Source organism: Psychrobacter sp. Pi2-1 (genome assembly GCF_904846645.1).
Classification (GTDB): Bacteria; Pseudomonadota; Gammaproteobacteria; order Pseudomonadales; family Moraxellaceae; genus Psychrobacter.
This window is the reverse complement of sequence record NZ_CAJHBO010000009.1, coordinates 46,253-72,904: the sequence shown is the minus strand read 5'-3', so window position 1 is coordinate 72,904 and position 26,652 is coordinate 46,253. Positions and strand designations below refer to the sequence as shown.

The 26,652-nt window shown below is 42.5% G+C and carries 22 protein-coding genes; 16 read left to right on the top strand and 6 right to left on the bottom strand.

The features are described from left to right. The first annotated feature begins 34 nt into the window (after positions 1-34). From gloB to msrB, 6 genes are all read left to right on the top strand, one after another. The gene (gene gloB / locus JMX91_RS07080; protein ID WP_201548284.1) at positions 35-814 is read left to right on the top strand and encodes a hydroxyacylglutathione hydrolase; all 780 of its coding nucleotides are present in this window, start codon (positions 35-37) and stop codon (positions 812-814) included. An 85-nt stretch (positions 815-899) separates the two neighbouring features. Beyond that, a complete protein-coding gene (gene yejB, locus JMX91_RS07075) occupies positions 900-1,970 on the top strand; it encodes a microcin C ABC transporter permease YejB (protein ID WP_201548282.1) in 1,071 nt (356 codons plus the stop codon). Between the two features lie 62 nt (positions 1,971-2,032). Continuing rightward, positions 2,033-3,082, top strand: coding sequence for an ABC transporter permease (locus JMX91_RS07070; protein ID WP_227679322.1), 1,050 nt, complete (start codon positions 2,033-2,035; stop codon positions 3,080-3,082). A 1-nt stretch (position 3,083) separates the two neighbouring features. Further along, positions 3,084-4,763, top strand: coding sequence for an ABC transporter ATP-binding protein (locus tag JMX91_RS07065; RefSeq protein ID WP_413786782.1), 1,680 nt, complete (start codon positions 3,084-3,086; stop codon positions 4,761-4,763). 261 nt (positions 4,764-5,024) lie between these two features. Next, positions 5,025-6,329, top strand: a complete 1,305-nt coding sequence (locus JMX91_RS07060) for an iron-containing alcohol dehydrogenase (RefSeq protein ID WP_201548280.1) — start codon at positions 5,025-5,027, stop codon at positions 6,327-6,329. 280 nt (positions 6,330-6,609) lie between these two features. After that, on the top strand, positions 6,610-7,824 hold the full coding sequence (gene msrB, locus JMX91_RS07055; RefSeq protein WP_201548278.1) for a peptide-methionine (R)-S-oxide reductase MsrB: 1,215 nt from the start codon (positions 6,610-6,612) through the stop codon (positions 7,822-7,824). 97 nt (positions 7,825-7,921) lie between these two features. On the opposite strand, the gene folE is transcribed toward msrB, so the two are convergent. Beyond that, complete coding sequence (gene folE / locus JMX91_RS07050) at positions 7,922-8,518, bottom strand: GTP cyclohydrolase I FolE (RefSeq protein ID WP_191113649.1); 597 nt, start codon at positions 8,516-8,518, stop codon at positions 7,922-7,924. A gap of 541 nt (positions 8,519-9,059) precedes the next feature. Here folE and JMX91_RS07045 point away from each other — a divergent pair. Together JMX91_RS07045 and JMX91_RS07040 are read left to right on the top strand one after the other, a co-directional pair. Continuing rightward, a complete protein-coding gene (locus JMX91_RS07045; protein WP_102091718.1) occupies positions 9,060-9,869 on the top strand; it encodes an enoyl-ACP reductase in 810 nt (269 codons plus the stop codon). A 134-nt stretch (positions 9,870-10,003) separates the two neighbouring features. After that, positions 10,004-10,699: a YoaK family protein gene (locus JMX91_RS07040; RefSeq protein WP_201548276.1), complete on the top strand. Its 696-nt coding sequence runs from the start codon at positions 10,004-10,006 to the stop codon at positions 10,697-10,699. An 82-nt stretch (positions 10,700-10,781) separates the two neighbouring features. On the opposite strand, the gene JMX91_RS07035 is transcribed toward JMX91_RS07040, so the two are convergent. Further along, entirely contained in the window at positions 10,782-10,943 is a 162-nt protein-coding gene (locus tag JMX91_RS07035; RefSeq protein WP_201548274.1) for a hypothetical protein, read from the bottom strand. A gap of 375 nt (positions 10,944-11,318) precedes the next feature. Between JMX91_RS07035 and JMX91_RS07030 the strand changes: the two genes are divergently transcribed. From JMX91_RS07030 to JMX91_RS07005, 6 genes are all read left to right on the top strand, one after another. Next, on the top strand, positions 11,319-12,740 hold the full coding sequence (locus tag JMX91_RS07030; RefSeq protein ID WP_201548272.1) for an SLC13 family permease: 1,422 nt from the start codon (positions 11,319-11,321) through the stop codon (positions 12,738-12,740). Between the two features lie 155 nt (positions 12,741-12,895). Then, the gene (locus tag JMX91_RS07025) at positions 12,896-13,894 is read left to right on the top strand and encodes an alpha/beta fold hydrolase (protein WP_201548270.1); all 999 of its coding nucleotides are present in this window, start codon (positions 12,896-12,898) and stop codon (positions 13,892-13,894) included. Next, positions 13,887-14,681, top strand: a complete 795-nt coding sequence (locus JMX91_RS07020; protein WP_201548269.1) for a metallophosphoesterase family protein — start codon at positions 13,887-13,889, stop codon at positions 14,679-14,681. Before JMX91_RS07025 ends, JMX91_RS07020 begins: the two co-directional genes overlap by 8 nt. A gap of 85 nt (positions 14,682-14,766) precedes the next feature. Then, positions 14,767-15,357: a DUF1543 domain-containing protein gene (locus tag JMX91_RS07015; protein ID WP_102093020.1), complete on the top strand. Its 591-nt coding sequence runs from the start codon at positions 14,767-14,769 to the stop codon at positions 15,355-15,357. Positions 15,358-15,563: 206 nt separating this feature from the next. After that, a complete protein-coding gene (hrpA, locus tag JMX91_RS07010; RefSeq protein ID WP_227679320.1) occupies positions 15,564-19,796 on the top strand; it encodes an ATP-dependent RNA helicase HrpA in 4,233 nt (1,410 codons plus the stop codon). Between the two features lie 140 nt (positions 19,797-19,936). Next, positions 19,937-20,542 (top strand): class I SAM-dependent methyltransferase, encoded by a 606-nt coding sequence (locus tag JMX91_RS07005; RefSeq protein ID WP_201548268.1) that lies wholly within the window; start codon positions 19,937-19,939, stop codon positions 20,540-20,542. Between the two features lie 160 nt (positions 20,543-20,702). Here the strand turns inward: JMX91_RS07005 and JMX91_RS07000 are convergent, their stop codons facing one another. Then, the gene (locus tag JMX91_RS07000; RefSeq protein WP_057760319.1) at positions 20,703-21,032 is read right to left on the bottom strand and encodes a hypothetical protein; all 330 of its coding nucleotides are present in this window, start codon (positions 21,030-21,032) and stop codon (positions 20,703-20,705) included. A 264-nt stretch (positions 21,033-21,296) separates the two neighbouring features. Then, positions 21,297-22,148, bottom strand: a complete 852-nt coding sequence (locus tag JMX91_RS06995; RefSeq protein ID WP_201548267.1) for an AraC family transcriptional regulator — start codon at positions 22,146-22,148, stop codon at positions 21,297-21,299. 166 nt (positions 22,149-22,314) lie between these two features. Here JMX91_RS06995 and JMX91_RS06990 point away from each other — a divergent pair, with 166 nt between their 5' ends. After that, a complete protein-coding gene (locus tag JMX91_RS06990; protein ID WP_160021698.1) occupies positions 22,315-22,728 on the top strand; it encodes an organic hydroperoxide resistance protein in 414 nt (137 codons plus the stop codon). A gap of 157 nt (positions 22,729-22,885) precedes the next feature. Here the strand turns inward: JMX91_RS06990 and JMX91_RS06985 are convergent, their stop codons facing one another. Further along, entirely contained in the window at positions 22,886-23,803 is a 918-nt protein-coding gene (locus tag JMX91_RS06985) for a DMT family transporter (RefSeq protein ID WP_201548266.1), read from the bottom strand. A 323-nt stretch (positions 23,804-24,126) separates the two neighbouring features. Here JMX91_RS06985 and JMX91_RS06980 point away from each other — a divergent pair, with 323 nt between their 5' ends. Continuing rightward, positions 24,127-24,810, top strand: coding sequence for a DUF421 domain-containing protein (locus tag JMX91_RS06980; RefSeq protein WP_201548265.1), 684 nt, complete (start codon positions 24,127-24,129; stop codon positions 24,808-24,810). Between the two features lie 134 nt (positions 24,811-24,944). Here JMX91_RS06980 and creD read toward each other — a convergent pair whose 3' ends face one another. Then, a complete protein-coding gene (gene creD / locus JMX91_RS06975; protein WP_201548264.1) occupies positions 24,945-26,555 on the bottom strand; it encodes a cell envelope integrity protein CreD in 1,611 nt (536 codons plus the stop codon). Positions 26,556-26,652 lie beyond the last annotated feature (97 nt).

Here is a 26,652-nt window from a genome sequence, read left to right as displayed (position 1 = left end):
ACGTAACAAAAATAACTACCGGTAAGGATTTAACATGAGTATCCGTATTCACCCAATCAAAGCATTTAGCGATAACTATATCTGGACATTGATCAATGAAAATAATAAGCAAGCAATTGTCATCGATCCAGGTCAAGCTCAGCCGGTTATTGATTATCTAGAGACGCATGAACTGGAGCTAACATCGATTTGGACGACTCACCATCATCATGATCATATCGGCGGCGTCGCAGAGTTACAGGAGTCGTATCCGATGACTCATCTGGTTGCGCATAGTGAGCATGGCGTCGATGAAGACCAAACTATCAAAGATGGTAGCACGGTAAGCGCATGGGGCTGCTCTGCGCAAGTCTGGGATGTGTCAGGGCACACCGCTAGCCATATGGCCTATATCTTAGATATAGATGGGCAAAAGCACTGCTTCTGCGGTGATACGTTGTTTAGTGCAGGTTGCGGGCGTGTCTTTACTGGTACGATTGAGCAATTGCACGAGAGTTTTAAACGTTTGAACGGCTTGACTCATGAGGCGCTACTGTATCCTGCGCATGAATATACAGCGAGTAATCTGCGTTTTGGCCTGTCTATTGAACCTGACAACGAAGCGATGCAGCAAGCATTAGCACGAGCAGAGGCGCAAACTGAGCAAGGCATGGCAACGCTACCAGTGACACTAGAGCATGAGCGCGCGATAAATGTGTTTTTACGTACACAAGAGCCAAGTGTAATCGCGGGAGTTAAATCAAAAATGTCTATCGATGATGAGAAGTCATTGACGGTATTTGCAGCGTTACGTGAGCTAAAAAACAACTTTTAAAAAATGCTTTTGTGTACTGCTTCAACAAAAATCAATTCGCTGCTGAACGTCATTGCTATCTCTCTTTATTTAGGAAGTCGCCATTATGGGTCGTTATATCTTAAAAAGACTACTACTGATATTGCCGACACTATTTTTGATCTTGCTTGCCAACTTTGTGATCGTACAGGCGGCACCAGGCGGGCCTGTTGAGCAGCAGCTGGCACTGATTGAACAGGGTGCAAAAGACAATGCGCTTGGCGGTAATATTGGTGCGGGCAGTGCAGGTGGCAATGACAGTACGTATCAAGGTACGCGAGGCCTCTCTGAGGAGATGGTCGCTGCAATCAATGTTCAATATGGCTTTGACAAATCCGCTCCAGAGCGATTTTGGCTCATGTTAAAGAACTACGCTCAGCTAGATTTTGGTGAGTCTTTTTTTAAAGGGCAGTCGGTGACCGAACTTATCGTAGAGAAGTTACCAGTCTCGATATCGCTTGGGCTGTGGAGTACGTTGCTCATCTATATGATCGCTATTCCGCTAGGAGTGTATAAAGCGATGCATCATGGCTCAGGCATTGATAAAGCCACGGCTATGCTGCTGGCGATCGGACATGCGATACCTGTGTTTGTATTTGCAGTGATTTTACTGGTGTTCTTTGCGGGTGGCAGCTACTGGAACATTTTCCCGTTACAGGGACTGACGTCCGAGAATTTTGATCAGCTAAGTGCGCTTGGTAAAGTAAAAGATTATTTTTGGCATTTGGCGTTACCTTTACTGGCAAGTACTGTAGGCGGTTTTGCAGGTTTGACCTATTTGACCAAATTCAGCTTTTTAGAGGAATTGGGCAAGCAGTATGTACTGACCGCTCGTGCTAAAGGCTTAGGTGAGCGTCAGGTGCTATACGGACATGTGTTTCGCAATGCGATGTTGATTATTATCGCAGGTATTCCAGCCGCTATTGTTGGTATCTTCTTTGCGGGTAATTTTTTGATTGAAATTATCTTTAAACTAGATGGCCTAGGCTTGTTAGGGTTTGAAGCCATTCAACAACGTGATTATCCAGTGATATTTGGCACGCTATTTATCTTTACCTTAGTGGGGCTGCTACTGCAATTAATCAGTGATTTGAGTTATCACTTAATTGATCCTCGTATTGATTTTGAGGGGCGCTAATGTCAAATAATCAACCTTCATCAAAGAGCAGTCCTATTAATAGCGAACCAGATAAATCATCGATGCCTGAGCAGCTATCTATCACAAAAAAGCAACGCTTGAACCCTATCTGGCAAGCACGTTTAAATCGCTTTCGCCAAAATAGACTTGGGGTGATATCGCTGTTTGTTTTCGCAGTGATATTTGTCATCTGCATGGCGGCTAATGTCATTGCCAATGACAAACCATTGTTAGTGCAGTATCAAGGCGATTATTACTTTCCAGTATTAAAGGCCTATCCTGAAACGACGTTTGGCGGTGTATTTGAGACCGAAACCAATTATAAAGACCCTGCAGTGCAGTCGCTGATTGATGAGCAAGGGTTTTATCTAATGCCGCTTATTCCGTTTGCCGACCAGACACCGAATGTCGAGCTTGGTCTACCTTATCCAGCAGCACCCAATGCTCAGAACTGGCTTGGTACTGATGATATGGGGCGTGATGTGCTGGCACGAATACTTTATGGTATGCGAGTGTCGTTACTGTTTGGTCTGGCTCTGACGCTCGCGGGCGCCTTGATTGGGATTATCGTCGGTGCGGTACAAGGCTATTATGGCGGCTGGGTAGATCTGGCAGGGCAGCGATTTATGGAAGTATGGGGCGGTATGCCTCAGCTGTTTATGATCATTATTTTGGTCAGTTTGTTTAGTCCTAGCATTATTATGCTGTTCGCCATGATGCTGTTGTTCGGTTGGATGGGTTTGGTCGGTTTGGTACGGGCAGAGTTTTTGCGAGCCCGCAACTTTGACTATGTGCGAGCTGCACGCAATTTAGGTGTTTCGGACAGCCAAATCATGCTCAGACATATCTTACCCAATGCGTTAGCTTCTAGCTTATCGCAGTTGCCATTTATTCTAACGGCCAATATTATCGCTTTGACTGCGCTGGATTTCTTGGGATATGGATTGCCACCTGGCTCGCCGTCTCTTGGTGAGCTAATGGTACAAGGAAAGAACAACCTTGATGCACCTTGGCTTGCTTTGTCAGGATTCTTTAGTTTGACCTTTATTTTGTCATTGCTCATCTTCGTTGGCGAAGCGCTGCGTGACGCGTTTGACCCGAGGCGTTCTTAATATGACTGAAAATATTATCGCTGCCGAGCATAGCAACGCGCCAGATGAAAGCCCTAATCGTGCACAAGATAAGCTTATGCTAACTGTAGATAAGCTCACTATCACGACGACTACAGGCGTCCAATTGGTCGATGCGCTTTCTTATGAGTTAAGACAAGGGCAAACCTTGGCCATCGTTGGTGAGTCAGGGTCTGGTAAGTCAATTGCCAGTCTTGCGCTATTAGGTCTGTTACCTGATAGTTTGACCATCACGGGTGTGGTACAGCTGGCAAGTACAACAGGCATGTCGACCTTGTCCATAGCAAATGATAAGACGCGTAATGCTGCATTGCGGTCTATTCGTGGACAGCGTATCGGTATGGTATTTCAAGAGCCAATGACCGCATTAAATCCGTTGCATACAGTCGCTAAACAAATTTCTGAATCGTTGCGTCTAAGCGGCGTACCTAAGAAGCAATGGCGAGACACCAGCATCGCTTTGCTAAATGATGTCAATATTGCAGATCCTGCTGACAAGTTGAACCGTTACCCACATGAGCTATCAGGTGGTCAGCGTCAGCGAGTGATGATTGCCATGGCATTGGCTCAGCAGCCTGATATTTTAATTGCTGATGAGCCAACAACTGCGCTTGATGTTACCTTGCAGCATGAGATTTTGGCGCTACTAGATGATCTCAAACGCAAGCACAATATGGCGATGATATTAATCAGCCATGATCTCAATCTGGTCAGGCGCTATAGTGATGAGGTTATCGTTATGCGCCAAGGTCAAACGATTGAACAGGGTCAAACGTCAGCGGTATTTGATCAGCCTAAGGCCGATTATACTCGCACACTTATCAAGCAAGACTTTGGGCAAGCATTAACCATAAAAGACGATAATGCAGACAAACAATCAAGCGTACTAGAAGTGAAGCGCCTTAATGTACAGTTCCCAATTGAAAAAGGTCTGTTTGGTGGTACCAAGCGCTGGTTTGACGCGGTCGAAAATGTCGATATGACACTGCAAAAAGGTCAGGCATTGGGTATCGTCGGTGAGTCTGGCTCTGGTAAAACCACCATTGCACTGGCGCTCAGCCAATTACTGAGCAATCAAGCACATGTGAATGGGCAGATAGTGGTCAACGGGCAAGATATCTCAGCATTGTCCAAAAAGGCGCTGCGTAACTTCCGCTCGCAGATTCAGATGGTATTTCAAGATCCATTTGCCAGTATTAATCCGCGTATGACAGTCATGCAAATCGTTGAAGAGGGTCTGCTGGTACAAGGCGTGGATAAAGTTGCACGTCAGCAAGCGGTGCTAGATAGTCTTGCTACGGTACATTTGCCTTTAGCATTTGCGCAGCGCTATCCACACGAGCTGTCAGGTGGCCAGCGTCAACGCGTGGCACTGGCGCGTGCACTCATTATGAAACCAAGCTTACTTATATTAGATGAGCCGACCTCCGCACTCGACAGTACCACACAGGTCACAGTAGTTAGTTTATTACGTGAAATTCAAGAAAGGCTAGAAATCAGTTATGTCTTTATCAGTCATGATCTCAAAGTAGTACGCGCACTGTGTCAGCATATTATGGTATTAAAAGAAGGCACTTGCGTAGAATCTGGACGTACCGAAGATCTCTTTAATCATCCACAACATACTTACACTCAGCAACTGTTAAAGGCAAGTACTGACTAGTTTAAACGACTTACTGTAGTCACTGAGACTGATCAATCAAACTAAGCAACTAAATCAAGCGGCTTGGTATAAAATTGACACATTGCAGTTCATAATAATAGCGACATATTGAAAAAAGCAGTGGTACAATAATTTTAGAGAGCTGCCCATTTTATAATGCTGTGATACATTCTGGCGCTCGTAAATTAGTAATATTTAACTGGCTGGCAAAAACGGTCTTTATAGCAGTTAAAACCATCATTAAAAAGGATTTTTGTGCTCATGAAAACACAAAACAGTATTACTAAATTGGTAAAGAACAACAGTTTGCAGCATGCTGGTTATTTGGCTGTCGCTAAGACTCGCGCAAAGGTATTAAAAGCAGTATCTTATGTGATACCTATCAGAAGACCAATGCTCTTTGTCGGTGAGACTGCCTGTGATGAGCTATGCGATATGCTTATCAATGAAGGCAATACCAATGTGTTTATTGTCACGGATACAGTGCTCAACAAACTGGGTATACCTGCAAAAGTTACCGATTATCTAGATGCGAAAAATATCAGTTATCACATCTATGATGGTATTACGCCAGATCCTACTTTTAAAGTAGTTGAAGAAGGGCTCCGTCAGTCTATAGAAGCCAATTGTGACTCTATCGTAGCCATTGGCGGCGGCTCAGTGATTGATGCAGCCAAAATGATAGCCATGTCTCAAGGCAATAAATGCAAGCCCAAACAGCTAATCGGTATTCTTAAGGCAAGAAAGCCTGCGACCCCGCTATACTGCGTACCAACGACAGCTGGCACGGGTTCAGAAGCGACGCTTGGCGCAGTAGTATCGGATGATAAAACACATCAAAAAGCATTGTCTATCGACCCAAGAATGGTACCGCTAGCCGCAGCGATTGACCCAGTTATTATGAAAGGTATGCCAGCCCATATTACAGCAGATACTGGTATTGATGTATTGACCCATGCACTAGAAGCATGGATGAGTGCCAATGCTAGCGTAGAGACAGATTACTATGCAGCCTCTGCCGTAAAATCTGTTATGCATTATCTACCACTAGCTTATAAAGATGGTGGCAATCTAAAAGCAAGAGAAGAGATGGGTATCGCTGCTCATTACGGCGGGATCGCCTTTAACAAAGCAGGTCTAGGCTATGTGCATGCTATCGCGCATCAGTTAGGCGCTTACTATAGTATTCCTCATGGTCGTGCTAATGCCATCGTGTTGCCTTATATGCTTGACGTCAATCGCAAAGTGAGCAAAAAAAGACTGGCTGCACTGGCGAAAAGAACCGGTATGGTACAGAATGGTCAAGCAGCTAATGGCGATAGTGAGATAGCAGATCACCTTATCACGCAAGTTAGAGACTTGATTGCAGATTTAAATATTGATCCGACTGTCAATGGTATGCAAACTAGCGACTTTGATGATATTGCAAAGGCTGCTGCAAAAGAAGTCAGTGACACCTATGCCGTGCCAACCTATTTATCAGCATCTGAAATCAAAGAAATTCTAACGAAAATTAAGCAGGCTAGTGACGAACGCGCTGATAGTAATAATGAAACAGCGTCATAGTTTTTTATAAAGCTAGTGTTATTAAAATAAAAAAGTCTATTACTCTTTGGATGATAGGCTTTTTTAATGCATTTGAGATAATAAAGCTTCTGTTCTGTTTCTATAGTTAACTCATAATAAAATATATAGTTGCTATCAAATAATTGTTTAATTTATCTTGCAATTAAACCCAGTTGATAAAAAATATCTTAATAAACTGTAAATATATAACAGTATAGGAATGTTTCAGTGATACAAAAGCGTTAGGATATTTAAAGGACATTACGCTTAGGAGATTTTCATGAACCGCATATTACCATCTAGAATTATAGGGCTAGTTATCATAGCGAGTAGTGCGATTTACGCAGGATGCGCATCAACTGAAAACAGCTCTACTGTAAAGAACACAACTGCCGCTAACCCATATGCACCGACTACACCAGGATTGGCAGTAGCCACGGTAGCGGGTGGGTGTTTTTGGTGTGTTGAAGCAGGTTATGAAAAAATCCCGGGCGTGGTAGAAGTAGTGTCTGGCTATACGGGTGGCACCGCTGAAAACCCAACCTACAAGCAGGTGTCAGCAGGTGGTACTGGGCATACCGAGGCAGCGCAGGTGTATTATGACCCTAAGAAGATTACTTACAATGGCATAGTACAGGCGTTATGGAGAATCGCTGACCCCACTGACGATCAAGGACAGTATGTTGATCGCGGTACACAGTATCGTCCAGCAATTTTTTATAATAATGCGCAAGAAAAGCAAATTGCAGAAGCGGCTAAGCAATCACTGCAAGCCTCTGGTGTTTATGACAAACCAGTAGTGATTGAGATTGTTCCTGCTAGCACTTTTTATCCTGCTGAAGAGTATCATCAAGATTACTATAAAAAGAACCCGATACGCTACAAAGCTTATACCTTCAATTCTGGTCGCTATCAATTTATCGAGAGTGTCTATGGTAAAAACTATGAGCTTGATTTTAGTCAGTTTACGCCTGAAGCAGACAGCACACAGCAAGTGACGTCAAATAACACATCGGATAGTAAGGTAGGCAAAGGTTTTAACCCAGATACATTTGTAAAACCTTCACAAGATACGCTAAAGAAGTCCCTTAGTGATATTCAGTACAAAGTCACCCAAAAAGAGGGTACTGAGCGCGCCTTTGATAATGAGTATTGGGATAATAAAGAACCTGGATTATATGTAGACGTCGTATCTGGTGAGCCACTGTATTCTTCGCGTGATAAATATAAATCTGGTACGGGCTGGCCGAGTTTTACTCGCCCATTGGATACGAGCTTAGTGGTTGAAAAGCCAGATCGAGGAATATTTGGAACCCGTACTGAAATTCGTAGCCGTTACGCGGACTCACACGTGGGCCATGTATTTGACGACGGTCCAGCACCGACAGGCAAGCGCTATTGCATGAATTCAGCAGCGCTTCGCTTTATTCCGCTTGCAGACATGGAAGCTGCTGGTTATGGTGATTGGATAGATGATGTAAAACCAGTTGGTTAGTACTATTTCCTATCGCTCAGCCAAATAAAAAGGACGCATCATATGCGTCCTTTTTATTTGGTTGTTATTCACAACAGCTTAAGCAATTAACAACGACTTAAAACGCTGGCTGACGCTTAGGTACCGCACCTAAAAATTCATTACGTGCTTGATTGTTATGTTGATATTCGCCAAGCATCGCGGTACTACGCGTGGTTGAATGCTGTTTGCTAACACCGCGCATCATCATACACATATGCGATGCATCCATAACAACTGCTACGCCGCGGCAGCCAGTAACATCCATAATGGTCTGCGCAATCTGCTCGCTTAGGTTTTCTTGTATTTGCAAACGACGAGCAAACATATCGACGATACGGGCAAATTTTGACAGTCCTAAGACTTGGCCGTCAGGTAAGTAGCCAATATGAGCGACACCATGGAACGGTAGCATATGATGCTCACACAGTGAATAAAACTCAATGTTCTGTACCAGTACCAGCTCGCGATTGGCTGATGGAAACACAGCATCATTGACCACTTCTTCTATGCTTTGATGATAGCCTTGGGTCAAATGGGCAAAGGCCTTTGCAGCACGTACAGGCGTATCTAGCAAACCCGGACGATCTAAGTCTTCGCCAGTTGAAGCAATCAGTTGGCGATAAGATTCGGTACTTTCTTTATAATCTGGGGTTATGATGGGGGTGTTACTCATAAGTTTGGCAGCCATCCAAAATGTGGGTGTAGCTTAACGTTGAATCCTATCATGTGAGGATTCTTATAAAAATTGTGCAAGCTGGGAAGGGCTGTGATTATACTCGAAATCTGCTGAACTTCATACTGCTGTAGCTAGCAGTTGAGTCTTTAATCAATAAAGGGGTGCTTGGTACTTAATGTAAACGGTTGTAGTGTTAATATTCGAAGTGCGATTTTTTCATGAAATAAGCAAACTACTATAGTCTGAGTATTTTATCGTGAAGCATTGATGCTAAAATGCAATCTAATAACTCGCGAAAAACTCTCATTGTCGATACTACTTTAAGCAATAAGTCGTTGTTAGGTATTTCTATTCTATTAGCTGTTTGTATTAGTCAGTCCAATAACAAGAACCAAATACAGTTTACGACTGTTTACTTAAATTAATTCGTGTATAATAACTCATCTTTTCATTTGTACTATTTAGTAGTCTCAATCTTCTAATTACTCTAAATAAATTCTTATTCTAAATCATCTCGATTGATTCAAAAGGAAATCTTATGCTACTGCAAGGACAACGATTTGTCGTAACTGGCATCGCAAGTAAACTCTCTATCGCTTGGGCTATCGCAGAAGCGCTGCACCGCGAAGGGGCCTCACTAATTCTGACTTACCCGAATGACAAAATCAAAAAACGCGTCGATATGGCCGCCGAAAAATTCGAAGCGGATTTGGTATTAGAGTGTGATGTCGCCTCTGATGAGTCAATTGCTTCGTGCTTTGAGCAAGTGACTGCTCACTGGGGCGACGGTATTGATGGTGTGGTACATGCCATTGGTTTTGCACCGATGGATCAGCTAGATGGGGATTTTGTGAATGCCACTACGCGTGAAGGCAGTCACATCGCGCATGATATCTCTAGCTACAGCTTTGTTGCATTGGCAAAAGCGGCTCGTGAGTTACTAGCGATGCGTCATGGTTCTATGCTGACACTGACCTATGAAGGTAGCATTTCAGTATTGCCAAACTACAATGTCATGGGTATGGCAAAAGCCAGTCTTGAAGCCAGCGTTCGTTATTTAGCAACGTCTATGGGCGGTGAAGGTATCCGTGTTAATGCGATATCTGCAGGTCCTATCCGCACGCTAGCGGCTAGCGGCATTAAATCTTTCCGTAAAATGCTCGATATCAGCGAAAAAATTGCGCCACTACAGCGCAACATCACACAGACAGAAGTAGGTAACGCCGCATTGTTCCTATTGTCGCCTTGGGCATCTGGTATCACAGGTGAGATTATGTTCGTTGATGCAGGTTTTAATACAGTAGCTATCAGTGAGCAGTTGATGATGCTTGATGAACCAGCACAGTAATTGTTATAGATGATTCGTTTGATAATAGAAAAGACAGCCAATTGGCTGTCTTTTCTAGTTATACTATGAGTCTTTTTGGCTATGTACTTTTTTAGCAGTGTGCACTTTTAGCTAAGTGCCTTTGAGCGAGGGATATGATAACCAAGTTACCAAAGTGGATACTATGGGGCGGGGCAGTATTGGCATTTAGTGCTGGTTGCGTGAATACGACGGCGTTAATGGGGTTTGCCAATTTATCAGTGTCGCACGTCACGGGCAATGTGAGCTTGTTTGCAGCGGCTATCGCTCATTCAGACGCGCGTAGTATTTTATATATTGGTACCTTGTTACTGTCCTTTTTGGCAGGGGCTATACTAAGTGGCTTAGTCATTGGACAGACATCATTGAAACTCGGCCGTCGTTATGGGCGAGCGCTATATCTAGAAGCAGCGCTACTGTTAGTTAGCTATTGGCTATATCAGCAGCATGATTACTTAGGGCAATTAGCAGCAGCGATGGCCTGCGGATTGCAAAACGCGATGGTGGCAACTTATAGTGGGGCGGTCATTCGTACCACTCATTTAACAGGGCTAACATCAGACATGGGGGCGGCAATTGGTAATTGGCTTGCTGGTCGTTCTATCAGTAAGCCAACCTTAGGGTTCCAAGCCATTATTTGGTATTGCTTTTGCGGTGGTAGCGCAGTAGGTGCTTTCTTGTTTGCAAAAGTCAGCTATGATGCTTTGTTTGTTCCCATCGCCATTGTGTCGACAGCAGCATTTGTGTACAACTATGTCTCAGATCATTTGCCAGAGGTGAGAGAACCAAAAAAAGATAGGCGCTTATCATAGTGATAAACGCCTATCTTTTTTGTTTGTACTAGATAAACATAATCTACTTAAAAATGAAGATAAACGTCATTGCTACTGAGATTTATTTTCTATCTTCTTCATGATTTTCATGTTCATGCATACCTTGCATCATATCTAATACAGAGTCGTCAGTACGCTGTTGATCTTTTTCGGCCAACCCATCTTGGTTAATGTCTTTTGGTGCCATTTTAGTGGTTGCATCAGTTTTATTTGCGTCTGTCATAAAGTTATTCCTTTTGTTTTTATTGATAATTTTCTATTTAACCTTTTGATTATGTGGTATCAGTTTTTGCTTGTATAGCCCTAAATGATAAATGTTTAGAGGCTTTATGTAATTTTTATAAATCAAGGTCTGTATGAAAGCAGTGAGAGAGCCATTGTTTAAAAATAAAACTAGTCGAAGGGTAACCGCTATTAACGAATCAAACAGATGAGCTAAAGAAACAAAATTAATCAGATTGTATTCATATATAAATTATTCTGATATGATATTTTCCCGCGTAATATTCGCTATATGAATATAATGATGTCATACAATAATTGTGTATTGCAATAATTTTTGACGTCATATTCCCTCTGGAGGCAATAAGGATAATTTATGTCAGAGAAAAAACTGGATAGCCATCTTCCTAATGATGGCAATGAATATTTATTTACAGATACATTCCCAAAGGGAACGGGAAAAGGGTTGATCGTGGTCGCCATCGCGGCAATCATTAGCTTTATTATTTATAGCGTATTACCATTTGAAGTTAGTGCAAATAAAGGGTTAGCGTTGTTATTCTTTATTGGCGTGCTATGGCTCACTGAGGCGATACACGTCACTATCACTGCGATTTTAGTGGTTGTAGTTGGTACTTTGGTTGGCATTCCTGATTTTAATGCTGAAGTCGGTCTGCAGAGCTTTGCCAGCCCCATTATTTATCTCTTCTTTGGTGGTTTTGCCTTGGCTGCCGCGTTACATGTACAAAAGCTCGATAGAAAAATCGCGTTAAAAATTCTATCGTTGTCGGGTGGTAAGCTCAGTACAGCAGTATTTTTGATATTTGGTGTGACTGCATTCTTGTCCATGTGGATATCGAATACAGCGACAACGGCAATGATGCTCCCATTGGCACTCGGTATTTTAACGCAAGTTGATAGTAAAGAAGATCGCGGTACTTTTGTGTTTGTACTGCTTGGTATTGCTTATTCAGCAAGTTTGGGTGGTTTGGGCACGATTGTCGGCTCGCCACCAAATGCCATTGCTGCAAAAGCATTGGATATCGCATTTGTTGATTGGATGAAGTTTGGTATCCCAATGATGCTGATACTATTACCAGTACTGTTGGGTGCGATGTATTTGTATCTAAAGCCGAACCTAAACCGTACTATGCAGCTAGAGCAAGATGAAATCATTCCTTGGACCAAAACCCGCCTATTAACAATTACTGTTTTCATTGTCACGGCAGCTAGCTGGATGTTGTCTAAACAAATTGGGGCTGCAGTTGGTATCGAAGATACAGATGCCGTTGTCGCGTTGCTTGCAGCAGTGGCGGTCGTGAGCTTGGGTCTAGTTTCTTGGAAACAGGTATCAGACAACACGGATTGGGGCGTGCTCATGTTATTTGGTGGCGGTATTGCGCTATCAAATATCTTAAAAGTATCAGGTGCGTCATTAGTGTTAGGCGAGACGGTTGCTAATGGCTTACAAACAGCACCACTATTGGTGGTGATGCTTGCAATCTCAGCCTTTATTATTTTCTTGACAGAGTTTGCATCAAATACGGCTTCAGCCGCGCTCTTAGTACCTGTGTTTGTGGCAATTGCCGAGCATATGGGTATACCGAGTGAGGTCTTAGTACTTATTATTGGTATCGGTGCGTCTTGTGCCTTTATGCTACCAGTTGCCACGCCGCCGAATGCTATTGTGTTTGGTACAGGTTTGATCAAGCAAACAGAGATGATACGTACAGGTGTCATCCTTAATATTATCTCTACTATCATCATTGGGTGTTGGGCATACTTTTTCTTATTGTAGTTAAATAGCTCATGTAGACACAGTCATATGTACAAATGCTAAAAACCCCGATGTTTAAGTGATTCTTAAACGTCGGGTTTTTTATGGCTTATCATACGAGATAACGGTATAGAATGTTTATTATTAACGTCATCTTATTGAATGGATTTGATCACATGACACAGTATTTATTAAAAGCAATTATTCTCATAGTGCTAGGCGCAATTGCTGTGATAATGGTATTTATAGCAAAATACTGGGCGCCTGATCGTACCATCGCTGAGTTAAAACAATGGCAACTACCCAACAGCGAATTTATAGACATACAAGGTATGCAGGCGCATGTAGTGCAGTCAGCTAATTGTCATACACACCGTGGCGATGCAGCCGAAAAGAATCAACCTGAAACAATCGTTTTATTGCATGGTACATCGGCAAGTTTGCATACATGGGAGGGCTGGACCAAGGCGCTGTCTGATCAGTACTGTGTCGTGAGCATGGATTTGCCAGGGTTTGGTTTGACAGGTCCTTATGTGGACGAGAGCACGCAATATAGCAGCGAAAATTACGCGGCGTTTGTTATTGAAGTACTCAATCATTTGAAGCTGGACCGCGTCACGCTAGCCGGTAACTCATTAGGAGGCAAGGTAGCGTGGCGTACCGCAGCTTTGTATCCTGAGCGTGTCAATCGATTGATACTGGTAGACTCAGTTGGTTATCCAGCAACACCCAAACATGTCCCTATTGGTTTTAAACTTGCTAAATATCCAATGATGTCACCAATTTTAAATCGTATCCTACCCAGAAGTGTCGTCGAAAAAAGCGTTTTAAGTGTGTATGCAGACAATAGCAAAGTAAACGATGCCTTGGTTAATAGATACTATGAATTGACCTTGCGCCAAGGTAATCGGCAGGCTTTGAGTCGTCGCCTAAATGAGAGCGATGATGCCAGTGTCCAAGCGCAAATAAAGCAGCTGGACATACCGACTTTAATCTTATGGGGTGCAAAAGATGATCTTATTCCTGTAGAAAACGCCGCGTTATTTCATAGAGATATACGTAATAGTCAGCTTAAGGTATTTGATGACTTAGGTCATGTACCGCACGAAGAAGATCCGTTAGCAACCGTTGACGTTGTAAAGCAGTTTTTGATTAGTGAGTCAGGAAATGGATAACTTAGAAAAGAAACAGATAACAACCATCGCTGCGATTTCAGATATTCATAGTAATGTCTACGCCCTTGAAGCTGTACTTGCCGATATAAGATATCGAGATGTTGATCAGATTGTCAATCTTGGTGATATTTTGTACGGGCCAATAGCGCCTTATGCTACCTATGAGCTATTAATAGCAAATCGAGATGATATTATTACTATTAGAGGCAATCAGGATAGGCAGATTTATGAAGCCACTACGGCAGAAATTGCTAATAATCCAACCATGGGTTTTATTATCAAAGATCTCTCTAAAAAAGCGATTGAATGGATGCGGTCTTTGCCATTTGATTTTCATGTAAGTCAGGATGTATACCTCTGCCACGGTTCGCCGACCGATGACATGATATATTTACTAGAGGATATCGAAACGGGTCAACCAATAGTGCGTAATGATGCGACTATATTGGCGTTACTTGATGGTATTGATAATGATGTTATCTTATGTGGTCATACACACATCCCGCGAACAGTAGTACTGTCGTCAGGACAAACTATTGTGAATAGTGGTAGCGTTGGCTATCCAGCTTACGAAGATGATTTGCCTATTATTCATAAGATGCAAACTTATTCGCCTCATGCTAATTATGCTCTTATCAAGTGTATTGAGACTCAACAAGGTAAACATTGGCAAACTGAGCATGTCAAAGTGGCTTATAACCATGAAGCAGCAGCAAATATGGCTCTAAGAAACGGACGTGAAGATTGGGCATTTGCATTGAAGACGGGTAGAGTAGTTCCAGTATGACAGTACTTAAAAACATTCTATCCTAGCACTAACAGCATTACCTTTAGATTAACTATGGATTTTGATTTAATAGAGATTACGTAAAATGGTAACACTATATATGGTTCAACTGGGCGGTCGTCCTAAAGGCCGTCTGATTGAGCAACACGATATTTTCTTTGGCGCAGCCAGCCAGGTGAGTGACTTGATAGGAGATATCAATGAGCATTGGCCTGAAGTAAAAAATAAATGGCATATTGATTCATATCGAGCAGTTACTAAAGTGGGTAGTTATGCCATCAAGTTAATTGAACCAAGTCAGCAAATAACGGCTGCTGCTGACTTAAAGTTATTCTTTATCAATCTAGGTGGCTATCAGCAGGGCAGTTTTGAAGAATTCCATTATAAGCTACTCATCGTTGCACCTAACCAAGCTGACGCGATCAAACAAGCGAAGAACAGTGATTTTTATAAGCAATTTACTTTTAAAGATGAAACATCACCTTTTGACGCTGCCTCACATATCGATGATAAGTTTGCAGTAGATATAGATGACATATATAACGTAAATGATCTTCTCTCAAATGTTCGACTTTCGATTGAGCCTATCAGTGATATAGATGAGCTGAATGCTTGCGAAGACAAAGAATATGTTGGCTATCTAAGCATCAAGAATTTAAAGAAATTGGCGCTATAATAGGTTCATCTAAATTTTATAAAAGTAACCCAATACATGCTTGATTAAATGAACTTACTGGATAACTTAAGTTCGGATACGTTCTGTAATGTGTGATAGTTTCAGCATTATTGATACAAGAGCAATCAGGACTCGACTAACTTGAATCATACCCCAATTACCCCCATAATCTAACCACTTCTACATAATAAATAGCCTAAGCAAATATGCCCAATACTTCTAAGCCCAATATTCCTAAAAACAGCGATCCAGATACATCTACTGTAAATGAAACTCAAGATACTAAGAAGCCAGCAGTACCACTGGCGGATCTACCAGTACTTGCAAAGGATAGCTATTACTTAAGCCGTCTTGAGCGAGAACTGGCACGTGCTGCTGTATCTAAAAATAAAAAATCTGATCATGATTCTGAGCAAAAGAATAATTCAGATGATGTAATCGCCAAGAAACGTGCTCAGTACGAAAAAATCAAAACGCGTTCTCAAGAAGCTGTGCAGGCACGTATCGATAGTATTCCAAGTGATTTACCTACCAAGCTAAATTTAGATCTGCCTGTTAGCCAGCGCGCAGAAGACTTAGTACAAGCGATTATCGATAATCAAGTCATTATTGTCGCTGGTGAGACGGGTTCTGGTAAAACGACGCAGCTGCCTAAGCTTGCGATGCTGGCAGGGCGTGGTATCACAGGGCAGATAGGGCATACACAGCCGAGACGATTGGCTGCTCGTAGTGTGGCAAACCGTATCGCAGAAGAGCTGGGTGAGCCATTAGGTAATACTGTCAGTTTTAAGATTCGCTTCAATGAGCAAGGGACAGCGCAATCTGTTGTAAAGCTCATGACCGATGGTATTCTGCTCGCTGAGTTGGGTCATGATCGGTTCTTGAGTAAGTACGATACGATTATTATCGATGAGGCGCATGAGCGTAGTTTGAACATCGATTTTATTATGGGTTATCTCAAAAAGATGCTGCCCAAGCGCCCAGATTTAAAAGTCATTATTACCTCGGCGACCCTTGATACCAAGCGCTTTAGTGAGTATTTCAGCCATTATGATAACAAGCTAAAACGGCAAGTTCCTGCACCTATTTTTAATGTAGAAGGGCGTAGCTTTCCAGTAGAAGTCCGTTATCGTCCGTTGACAGATGAGCCAGTAAACAGCTCAGAGGATGACAGCTACGATGATTTTGAAGAGAACCTGCCGCGTGCTGTGGTTGCCGCTGTCGAAGAGTGCTTTAGCGATGCGCAGAGCAAAGGCCACGCCGATCAAGCTGATATTTTGATATTTGCTGCGACTGAAGCGGAGATTCGCGAAACGCAAGAGGTGCTTGAGCGTCATGGTCCGCGCCATACCGAAGTACTGCCACTATTTGCACGGCAGACTTACGAAGAGCAGCAGCGTATCTTTCAACCATCGGGTCGAGGTCGCCGTATTGTTATCGCGACCAACGTTGCTGAGACTGCATTGACCGTACCAGGTATCCGCTATGTGATTGACTTGGGTTTTGCGCGGATTTCGCGTTACTCGTATCGCTCGCGCGTACAGCGTTTACCGATTGAAGCAATTTCCCAAGCAGCGGCTAATCAGCGTAAAGGTCGCTGTGGCCGTGTTGCTCCAGGTGTTTGTATTCGTCTTTATAGTGAAGAAGATTTTAGTGGTCGCCCTGAGTTTACTGAGCCTGAAATTTTACGTACTAATTTAGCGTCAGTAATCCTACAAATGGCCAACCTACGTCTAGGTAGTGTAGATGACTTTGAATTCATTGAGCCGCCTGATAGCCGATTGGTTACTGATGGTCATAAATTGCTAGATGAATTGGGCGCTATTACCTCTAAGAAAGACATCGCTGCTCAGGACAAAACCAATAAACCAAAAGCTAAGAAAGGGCTTGATCATCTGCGTTTGACAGCAACTGGTCAGAAAATGGCACGTATGCCAATCGATCCAAGGCTAGCACGTATGCTGGTGGCTGGTTCTGATTTTGATTGTATTCGCGAAATGCTGATCGTTGTGGCAGCGCTTGCTGTACAGGATCCACGCGAGCGTCCTGCCAATAAACGCACGCAAGCGGATCAAAAGCATGCGGTCTTCCGTCAAGACGACTCTGACTTTTTGTTTTATTTGAGTCTATGGAAGGCGCTATTTGAAAAAGATGAAGACGGTAATAAACTGTCTGGCAATCAGCGTAAGCAGTTTACTAAGAAGAACTATTTAAGCTTCCCGCGTGTACGTGAATGGCATCAGACGCATCGTCAGTTGGTACAGATGGTCACTGAGCTGAAATTAACTGATGTTAATGAATCAAAAGCTTCTGATAAAAATGTGGCTGTCAATGATCCGACTGCGATCGAAGACGAAGAGTTAAAAGCGGTTAAATATGCCAATCTGCATAGAGCGTTATTGACGGGTTTATTATCTATCATCGCGCACAAGACCGAAAGCCGCGGTGAGTATTTGGCGGCGCGTCAGCAAAAGGCCAAGATATTCCCAGCCAGTACGGTGTTTAAACAAATACCACCTTGGGTGATGGCGTTTGAAATGGTGGAGACTTCACAAGTCTTTATGCGTACTGTTGCCAAAATCGAACCAGAATGGATTATTTCAGCGGCAGGTGATTTGCTGAAATATCATTACTTTGAGCCACACTGGTCCAAGAAAACAGGACGAGTTAAAGCTTACGCTCAGATTAGTCTGTTTGGACTGATTATTATTAGTAAGCAGCTGACTAACTATGAGCAAGTTAATCTGGTCGAGTCACGAGAGATATTTATCCGTGATGGCTTGGTGACAGGCAATTTTGGTCGCAATGCACCATTCTTGCAACATAACATGGACAAGATTGCTCACGTTGAGCGCATCGAAGACAAGCTGCGTCGCCGTGATTTGTTGGTGGATGAAGAAACGCTCTATCAGTTCTATGATAAGAAAATTCCTGAGCACGTTGCCAGTCGTAAAGCGTTTGAGGATTGGCGTGCAGAAGTCGAAAAGCATGATGCCAAGCATCTATTCTTCACTGATAAAGATGTACTTAATAGCCAGGCGCCGACCACAGGGGACTTTCCAGAAGTGTGGAAGCTGGGCGATCTAAAGTTGCCGCTGCGTTATATTTTTGATCCCGCCAGCGATGATGATGGTGTGACCATACGTGTGCCGCTTGCCGCATTACCGCAGCTCGATGCGATTGAGCTACTGTGGGGCGTGCCTGGTTGGCGCTATGAATTGGTATTGCAGCTGCTCAAGTCGCTACCAAAAGAGATACGTCGCCAAATCGTACCGATACCCAATACTGCAGACAGTTTGTTTGATGAATTGCAGCCAAAGGGTGGGCAAGGATTACTGAAGCAGCTGTGTCAGGCGTTGCATCGTCGCGGTATTATGTCGGTGACGCCAGAGAACTTCAATCCATCTACGATTGATCGTTATTTGCAGCCACAAATCTGCGTGGTCGATGAGAAAAACCGTATCATCGAAAAAGGCCGTGATCTACAAACCCTACAGATTCGTCATGCATCTGAAACCAGTCAAGCGGTAAATGAGCAGCAAGGCGTGCATACTGAGTTCCCTGAGCATTTTGCTTTTAGCAAAAACCATCATAGTGCAGGTGTGGTGATGAAACAGTTTGCGGCACTCGTCGCTGATGAAGCGGGAGAAGCGGTATCGATTCATCAATATACTGATGTCAATGCAGCACTTCAAGCACATCGCATCGGGGTGCTGACTTTAATCAAAGGCAAACTTGGTGCAAAGAAAAAGCAGTTAACGAGCCAAATCGACAGTATATTTAAACTGGCATTTGCGCCACTTGGCGACATGGATAAACTCAAAACGATTGTTATAGATGCTGCGTTAGACGCGGCTCTCGAAGAACACTACGTCTTATTTGATCACTCTGATAATTTACCAGAAAGCGCCGATGAAATCGCAGTTGGATTGAGCGAGGAGCTACCGTTTACCTCTGAAGAGTATACCCAGACACTCGAAGTGGTAGTGAATAACTTCTTATTAACTGGTCAAAGCGTTATCAAAACGCTTAAAAATGTCTACACTCGTTGGCAGCGTATCCGCCAAGGGTTGCTGATGCTAGATCGCGAGATATTTGGTGAGTCTATCGATGATATCGAAGATCAGCTAGAAGACTTACATTTGGCTGATTTTGTTTATCGGATGGACTATAGCCACTGGCAACAGTACCCACGCTATCTTGAAGCGCTACAGATTCGACTAGAGCGTCTGGAGCACAATCTCGACGCCGACCTCGATGGTGTTTACGCGCTTGACTTGCATATGGAGCGGCTAGCAGGACGTGCGGACAAAGAAGCCATCAGTGAGTATCGCTGGATGGTGGAAGAGTATCGTATTCAACTGTTTGCCCAGCCTATGAAAACTCGTATGGCAGTATCGCCCAAGCGTCTAAGCAAGATGTGGGATAAGGTGAGTTAGGCTAAGTTTTAGGTTTGTATGGTACGTTATGTTATAGAGCGCACATTAATTTTATGATGTGTGCTTTATTGCTACGTTTTCTAAATGCCATATGTTACCTACTAAATTGGATATCAATCTCAAATAACAGGACGATTAAAATGTGGGATGAACGCTATAGCGGTACAGAGTTCGCATTTGGTACCGAACCTAATGATTTTTTGAGAGAGACGTTTGAGCAGATACCTGTAAGTGGACACGTACTTTGTCTAGCAGAGGGCGAGGGTAGGAATGCAGTATTCTTAGCTGAGCAAGGCTTCACTGTAACTGCGATGGATATGTCCGAAGTAGGGTTAAACAAAGCGAACAAGTTGGCCAAAGAGAAAGGGGTAGCTATTACCACCCAAGTAGCTGATTTAGCAGATTACAACTTTGGTCAGGATAAATGGGATGCCATAGTTTCTATCTGGGCACACGTGCCTGAAACGGTACGTCAATATGTACATGCACAAGTTGGCACTGCTCTCAAGCCAGAGGGAGTATTTATCGTCGAGGCTTATACAGAACGACAGCTTGAAACAGAGGCAGTCGGTGGCCCACTAGCCAGTCAAAGGGAGCGTTTTGGCGCTTTAGAGAACTTTCAACATGAGCTTGTAGGGCTGAACGAAGTGATTGGTATAGAGAAGTTGCGTATGGTATCAGAAGGAAAGCGGCATCAAGGGCTTAGCGCTGTAGTACAATTTGTTGGCAAGAAAACCAGTAATTAAACGTTGTAAGTTAAAGCTATTAGTAGCTATATATAGTTAGAGAAGATAGTTTGCAAACCATCTTCTCTATGAGCTATTGAGGCTTAATGTCTGATAATTAGTGACGGGTATTTAATGACTAGTATTTAAGGATTGGTACTTGATACTTAATGATTGGTACTTAATGACTAATCTTTTCTGTCAGTACACCCATGCTATAAAGTACATAGGCAATCACAGTTAATGCGACGATAAATGGAGTAAGTATCCAAATCACAATATTAATCAAAAGTGATGGTAACAATCCATTGAACAATTCAATATCTGGTGCGAAAAAATCGGTCATGACATCGACGGCACGTTTAGCAATAGGGAATAGCAAGGTGCTAAAAGCTAACATATAAATGTACTTACTAAAGCCAGGGTCACTCATGACTACCATAAAGTAGAACACTGTAAAAAACGTGATACCAAGTGCCCAGCATTTGAGAGTGTAGCTTAAACGAATCATGTTATCTCCTCCCTAAGCTTTCTATTGATCGCTTTACATCGATCTTGCGCAGAGTAAAGCTGCTCCTATAAATTCATTATTTTAAATATATACAATATGTTATAATACGAATATATAGTCGAGTCAACCAATTTTTTCTATTTATTTAAAATACTCCATGAATCATTCAATTTAAAAATGATGTTTTTTGGGGAAGAGTTTCATAGGTATAGTAGAAAATAGCCTAAGCAAAATTATTCATTCTATTAAACGATAAGGTTATAACTACAACTCATTACTCGGGCTCAGACCAAAAAGCCGCTTATATTCTCGGCTAAACTGACTAGGGCTTTCGTAGCCTACTTGCATCGCTATTTGTGATATTTGCGCTCCCTGCATCTTAATTAAGCGTCTGGCCTCCATTAAGCGTAAGCTTTTTTGATACTGTAGCGGACTCAGTTGGGTTATTTCTTTAAAGTGCTGATGAAACCCTGAGACACTCATGCCGCATCTACTAGCTAAACTCTCAACCATAATAGGTTTATCTAGATGTGCCTTTATCCAGTCAGTCGCTTGGGCAATGCGGTGTGTATGGCTACCGCTAACTACCAATTGCTTAAGTTTGTTGCCTTGCTCAGCCAAGAGTAGGCGATAGTATATTTCTTGTTGAATTAAAGAAGACAGAAAATCAATATTATTTGTATAATCAAGCAAGCGTATCAATCGCTCAAACGCGTCCATTATGGTGTCATCTAAGTGCCACTTTATTCCTAAATGACTGCCTGCTACTGGGTGTGTGGTCGGTATCTGCGCTAATACGTCTCTAATCATAGCTAAATCTAATTTCATTGATAAAACAATGACAGGGTTCTTTATCGAAGCGTGCTTGATATGCATACTTAGCGGTATATTAACTGGACAGAACATCAAGTTACTATTGTCAAACCTTTGACAGTCAGCACCCAAGTAAATCTCTCGTTCACCTTGCAGTACAATACAAATACTTGGCTCTTGAATATAGCTTACGGCTTTGCTTGGTTTATCCGCGCAGTAAAAGAACAAGCCTGAAACAGCGGACTCGATGGTTTTATTTCTAGGTAGTACTGCTAAAAGTTGGTCAATAGTCGTTTGATTCATTACGAGTGCTTATTTTATATAATTGCCTGATAGTATAAAGATTTGCAGGATTAGGCAAGAGTTATAGAGGTTTGTTCTAACGTATAAGTGTAGATGATTCTATAATAATCTCATCGCAACAGCGTAAGTACGACCTCTAATAATATGAAACAAGGAATAATTACTCATGAAAATATTTTATAAAACGCGCGCAACCGCTACTGGTGGACGTTCTGGCCATACTGGATTAGACGATGGTTCGTTAGGATTTGATTTGGTATCTTTTCAAGAGCAAGACAAAGAAGGCGTGAACCCAGAACAGCTTTTTGCCATGGGTTACGCGGCTTGTTTTGATAGCGCTTTGAGCATGACTGCACAGCACATGAAATTGCCTGTTACCGCTTCAAAGACCTCTGCGCAAGTGGGTATCGGTATGAAAGCTGACGGTAGCTATAACTTAGAGATAGAGTTGTCTGTAGAAGTATCAGGTATTGATGAAGCGCAGGCGCAGCAGTTGATAGAAGCCACGCATCAGGTGTGCCCGTATTCTAATGCTACTCGCGGCAATGTCGATACTCGTCTAGAAGTGACTGTTGTTTAAAGACTAGTGACCGTAGACTAGAAATATTAAAACAATGACTCATATATTCAAACGCCCCGATCTATAAAAGTCGGGGCGTTTTATATTGTCTAGTAGAGACATTAGCTTGAACCTTTTTGAGCAACTTAGCTGATGATAGGTTATTAATAGCCTTATTTTATACCGGTACTTTTTTATTTAAGGTAAACACCAAGACCGCGCCCAAAATGACTGTGCTTGCAACTATAAATGGCATAGACAGCTGTTCAGACAAAAATATCACACCTAGCACGGCAGCAATCACAGGGACACATAGCTGAACGATAGCAGCTTGTGTGTTTTTCAATAGTGGCATCGCTGTATACCAGATACTGTAACCCAACCCTGAGGCGATCGCTCCTGATGCACAGGCGAGTAATATACCTTCAGTGGTAATACCCTTCAAATTGATATTTTTAAAACCCAAGTCATCTAGATACGTCATGCCTACTAGTAATAGTATAGGCACAGCGACTAAACTACGCACAAAGTTAAACCCTGTCGCTCGAAGTGGTGAGATACATGATTTGCCGCGTACACTATATACTCCCCAAGCCACGCCGCTCATAGCCATTAATGCTGCCGCCAATGGTGACGGTATGGCCGCTGATGGCAACATCAAATACACGAATCCTGCGACTGCAACAACAAATGCTAACCATTGTAGTGCGCTTAATTGCTCTTTTTTATAGATACCCCAGCCAATCATCGTCAGCTGAACCGCTGAAAACAAAATCAATGCCCCAGTGCCAGTATCCAGCTCTACATACGCAATTGAAAAGCACAGCGCATAAATCACCAAGCTGAGACTACTCAACCAACTGCCTTTGTCATTTAATATAGCGTGGACAGTAGAGTTGTCATGATTGGGCGTTTGGCGTCGCAGTCTGTAAGCATGTACAGCCATGATAAGGCCTAGACAGGCCGTCGCACTCACTAGCCTAATGATGGTAAAACTCCAAGCATCGATGTAGCCTTCCGCCAATGCCATTCGGCAAAACAAGGAGTTTGCGGCAAAGGCGATTAACGCAATAATGGTATAAGTAGTGGCTTTCAAAAGTAATTCCTACAATGAATAAATGGCACAAAACAAGCAAGCATAGGATTTTAATTTTAGGTCTTGAGATACGCTGTTATAACGAACGCTTATTTCTTAGCAAAAATAATAGATTGATAAATTATCAAACTAATCTATAGCTGTCTCACAGGACAGGATATTTTGTCGTACTTATGGCAAAAAGTCTCTTTTAAATCAGAATAACGATAGTTATATTGACGATAAGGTCTAAAAATAGGGATGATGTGCGTCGCATCAAATGAACTATTAGAACAACATTCATTAAACACAATAAATCAGATAAATAAATAGGAAAAGATAGTATGAATTGGGCAAGTATTTTTATTTATGACACAACTTGGTTGTTTGCCGTAGAAATTTTAATACGTGTCACTGTAATGTTTGTATTAATTATCACATTTTTGCGATTCACTGGTAAGCGCGGCGTCCGTCAGCTCTCTATTTTCGAGCTAACCATTATTTTATCATTGGGCTCTATTGCAGGTGACCCTATGTTCACCGAAGACCTGCCGATTATCCAAGCGGTATTAATCATGGGTACGGTCATTTCACTTTATAGGCTCTGTACTTGGGCGATGATGAAGTTCCAGCCTTTTGAGGACCTGCTAGAGGGGCGCTCAATGTATATTGTAGAAGATGGCATGCTGGTGCTTGATAAGATTAAACAGGGGGAAATGTCACATGATGAGTTTTTTGCTGAAATGCGCCAACAAGGGGTTGAGCATTTAGGCCAAGTTCGTGTCGGTTTGCTCGAAGCTGATGGCAATTTTAGTATCTTGTTGCACACCTCTGAAAAAACAGACTACGGTATGCCGCTTTTCCCCAAGCAATATCGACCGGTCGAGCAAGTAGAAGCAGGGGTTTACTATGCTTGTATGTATTGCGGTTATGTTGATGAAATCTCTGATCCCAATCAGTGTTGCCCGCGCTGCAAAGATAATTGCAATAACTGGGCTAAAGCGTTAAACAATCATATCGTCAAATAATATAACGATTAGCTGCCTTAGCTCAGTTGATAAGCTAAGACAGCCAAGTACTTTTTTTCAAATTATTAGATAAAAACCTTTCATTTACTGACAGTTTGTCTGACTTGCTTTATACAGCGCATGGCTCTAATAATTTATGTCACTTTATACCAGTCGAGTTTGCGAGTCATCACCATCACGCAGGCAAGTAATACAAAGCAGAATATCGCACCCAGTAACAGATTGAGATCTTCTGTACTTAAAATACCGAAAAACGCAGCATATAGCCCAGCAAGCGTCGCGGTAAAGATTACTGCCCGTTTGAAACCGCCAAATACATAGTAGCTATACCAGCCAATAAGCCCAACACAAGCACTGGCCGCTACCATATAGGCTTGCCAAAATGCGATTTGTTCTGCAAGTGGTAGTAATAAGACATAAAAGACAAATAGTGCGCAGCCGACGAGCAGATACTGAATAGGGTGGATACGACTTGATTTGAGCACTTCAAATAAAAAGAAAGTGCCAAAAGATACCAAAATTAATAGCAAGGCGTACTTCATGGCTCTTTCAGTTTGTAGATAGACATCGTTGGGGCTTGCAAAACTAACGCCAAAGCTGTTTAGCAGAACACTTTGATTACTACCAGCTACTGCTGCACTGTCTGTCGTCAGACCTCTTGATGCCTCAAACGAATCAGGATTGTACGAATGACTATCGATATTGAGCGTTGATTCACTTATGATTGTACATTGCTGGTTAGGTGCGCTGAGACATTGAGAGAGGTATTGATTATTTGCAACGGTTAGATACTGATTTTGCCAACTGGCATTGAATCCTGCAGCGGTAATGCTCTTGGTATTTGGTAGTGCTTTGCCGATGAAGTTTGGTGTCTGCCAGTCACTGTGCATAGATAAAGTAAAGTTCTGCCCAGTTGGTACAGTTGTTACATTACTAATGCCAGCTAAAGGTAAGTCGATCACGATATGAAGCGCTTGATTGTCTTTAGGGCTGGATAATTGGCTACTCACCTCTGATTTATTTAGAGCTGTATCTATTGAGCCTGTGGTAGCCAAGCTATCTTCATTCTGCTGGCTAGTAAGATTGCTTAATTGCTCCAATACGTCTTTAGGAATATCTACTTCGACATAGGTTAAGTTCTCTATCATTGGTATCTGCGGATAGTTTGCTGCAATTGATTTTTGATTGATTGTGACAGTAGGCAAGGTAGCGACACCGCGTAAGTCAGACACGGGAATGATCAATTTTGCTTTATTCCAGTGGGTAATGGTTTTGGCTAGCTGTGTCTTATCTGTATCATTGTCGATTGTATTGCCAATCTGATCTAAATTTTCTAAAGTCTCAGCAAAGGTATAACTCTGATCGAATGTCAGCTGACCATCATAGCTAGTAGCGCTATAAATACCGCGTTTATAAGTGTCTGTGTTCACTTTTAGGTCTTGTGTAGCTTGCGTCTGAGAGGCAAATATCGTCTCAATCTTCGAGTACGACGGTTCGCATTTGCTCTTTATATTTGGTGTATCAGATGCATTTGACTGACATGCCGGTGTGACTGTCATGGGAATAGCGATAAATGGATTAATGACTTCTTGTGGATTGACATGCTGCTGTGTGATTTCTTTTATCACTGATTCTGCGTAGTATTGCCTCTCGTATATGATATCGCTAATCATAGTGAGTCCGATTGAAAAGACAATACAAAGTCCTATAATGATGGATAACTTAGTCAATAATGTTTTTTGCATGTTGTTGCCTCCTAAGTGTCTTTAATCCACAGCTGCCGAGATAGCAGACCGTGGCTTTAAAAGACATCATAGAGAGGGTATAACGAGAAGATGTGCA

Excerpts from the sequence above, each read along its gene's own strand:
- JMX91_RS07015 (WP_102093020.1), top strand. The coding sequence starts at position 14,767 with ATGGTAACACTATATATGGTTCAACTGGGCGGTCGTCCTAAAGGCCGT.
- JMX91_RS07040 (WP_201548276.1), top strand. The coding sequence starts at position 10,004 with ATGATAACCAAGTTACCAAAGTGGATACTATGGGGCGGGGCAGTATTG.
- msrB (WP_201548278.1), top strand. The coding sequence starts at position 6,610 with ATGAACCGCATATTACCATCTAGAATTATAGGGCTAGTTATCATAGCG.
- JMX91_RS07045 (WP_102091718.1), top strand. The coding sequence starts at position 9,060 with ATGCTACTGCAAGGACAACGATTTGTCGTAACTGGCATCGCAAGTAAA.
- JMX91_RS07070 (WP_227679322.1), top strand. The coding sequence starts at position 2,033 with ATGCCTGAGCAGCTATCTATCACAAAAAAGCAACGCTTGAACCCTATC.
- gloB (WP_201548284.1), top strand. The coding sequence starts at position 35 with ATGAGTATCCGTATTCACCCAATCAAAGCATTTAGCGATAACTATATC.
- hrpA (WP_227679320.1), top strand. The coding sequence starts at position 15,564 with ATGCCCAATACTTCTAAGCCCAATATTCCTAAAAACAGCGATCCAGAT.
- JMX91_RS06980 (WP_201548265.1), top strand. The coding sequence starts at position 24,127 with ATGAATTGGGCAAGTATTTTTATTTATGACACAACTTGGTTGTTTGCC.
- yejB (WP_201548282.1), top strand. The coding sequence starts at position 900 with ATGGGTCGTTATATCTTAAAAAGACTACTACTGATATTGCCGACACTA.
- JMX91_RS07030 (WP_201548272.1), top strand. The coding sequence starts at position 11,319 with ATGTCAGAGAAAAAACTGGATAGCCATCTTCCTAATGATGGCAATGAA.
- JMX91_RS07000 (WP_057760319.1), bottom strand. The coding sequence starts at position 21,032 with ATGATTCGTTTAAGCTACACTCTCAAATGCTGGGCACTTGGTATCACG.
- JMX91_RS06990 (WP_160021698.1), top strand. The coding sequence starts at position 22,315 with ATGAAAATATTTTATAAAACGCGCGCAACCGCTACTGGTGGACGTTCT.
- creD (WP_201548264.1), bottom strand. The coding sequence starts at position 26,555 with ATGCAAAAAACATTATTGACTAAGTTATCCATCATTATAGGACTTTGT.
- JMX91_RS07060 (WP_201548280.1), top strand. The coding sequence starts at position 5,025 with ATGAAAACACAAAACAGTATTACTAAATTGGTAAAGAACAACAGTTTG.
- JMX91_RS06995 (WP_201548267.1), bottom strand. The coding sequence starts at position 22,148 with ATGAATCAAACGACTATTGACCAACTTTTAGCAGTACTACCTAGAAAT.
- JMX91_RS07020 (WP_201548269.1), top strand. The coding sequence starts at position 13,887 with ATGGATAACTTAGAAAAGAAACAGATAACAACCATCGCTGCGATTTCA.
- JMX91_RS07005 (WP_201548268.1), top strand. The coding sequence starts at position 19,937 with ATGTGGGATGAACGCTATAGCGGTACAGAGTTCGCATTTGGTACCGAA.
- JMX91_RS07035 (WP_201548274.1), bottom strand. The coding sequence starts at position 10,943 with ATGACAGACGCAAATAAAACTGATGCAACCACTAAAATGGCACCAAAA.
- JMX91_RS07025 (WP_201548270.1), top strand. The coding sequence starts at position 12,896 with ATGACACAGTATTTATTAAAAGCAATTATTCTCATAGTGCTAGGCGCA.
- folE (WP_191113649.1), bottom strand. The coding sequence starts at position 8,518 with ATGAGTAACACCCCCATCATAACCCCAGATTATAAAGAAAGTACCGAA.
- JMX91_RS07065 (WP_413786782.1), top strand. The coding sequence starts at position 3,084 with ATGACTGAAAATATTATCGCTGCCGAGCATAGCAACGCGCCAGATGAA.